Genomic DNA, 1,018 nt, shown 5'->3' with positions numbered 1-1,018 from the left:
AACGCCGTTCAGTTAGGCGGTCTGCGGTGGCGTCAAGGGTGTGTTGATCAGATGCTAGGAAGCGGAGTTCCGGTATAGAGGTCTGTCACTCCAAGACACCCTCACACCAGGACTCCGCTTGGCTGATCAGAGTGCCATAACCCGGACGGTGACGGTAGCCGCCGGGGTGTTCGCGCCGGGTCATCTGGGTGAGCTGACCCGGCTGGTTCCGTTCGAGATGATCGATGAGGTGCTGGCCGCGACGGGACGCACTCAGATCCGAGTGCGGCTGTTACCCGCTCGGGTCGTCATGTATGTGCTGCTCGCGGCGTGCCTGTTCGCCGACCTCGGTTACCGCCAGGTGTGGGTCAAGCTCATCAGTGGCCTGCACGGTCTACCGATCGTCTCACCGACCGGATCGGCGTTGCGTCAAGCTCGTCAACGGCTCGGGCCGGCACCGATGCGGGCGTTGTTCGACCTGCTGCGCGGCCCGGCCGCCACGACCGCGGGTCAGGTCCGTTGGCGGGGTCTGCTGCTGGCCGTGGTCGACGGCACCACGTTGACCGTCGCGGACTCGCCGGCCAACACGGCGCGATACGCCAAACATCGCTGCGCGAACGGCACCTCGTCCGGCTACCCGTTGCTGCGGCTCAGCGCGCTGCTGACCTGCGGGACCAGGTCGGTGATCGACGCGGTGTTCGACCCGGTCAGCGTCGGTGAACTCGATCAAGCCCGGATTCTGACCCGCAGCCTGCGACCGGGGATGCTGCTACTGGCCGACCGTTACTACGCCGCAGCAGCCTTTCTGGCCACCGTCGCCGGGACCGGCGCGGACCTGCTGATCCGCGGCAAGGCCAACCGTCGCCTGTCGATGATCCGCCGCCTCAACGACGGATCCTGGCTGACATGCGTGGGCACCCTGCCCGTCCGCGTCATCGAAGCCCGAATCAGCATCACGACCACCGCCGGCACCCGGACCGGCGACTACCGGCTGCTGACCACCCTGCTCGACCCCCACACCCACCCCGCCGGTGAACTA

Annotated in this window: 1 protein-coding gene; it reads left to right on the top strand. The window is 67.0% G+C overall.

All coding sequences use genetic code 11. The annotated features are described in order from the left end of the window. Nucleotides 1–148 precede the first annotated feature (148 nt). Nucleotides 149–1,018, top strand: an 870-nt coding sequence (locus Asi02nite_RS41275) for an IS4 family transposase (protein WP_239127740.1), incomplete at its 3' end; no start/stop codon positions are given.

It is taken from the genome of Asanoa siamensis, from assembly GCF_016862555.1.
In the GTDB taxonomy this organism is placed as follows: Bacteria; Actinomycetota; Actinomycetes; order Mycobacteriales; family Micromonosporaceae; genus Asanoa; species Asanoa siamensis.
Note: the sequence above shows the minus strand (reverse complement) of the source record. Positions and strands in the feature narration are given on the sequence as shown.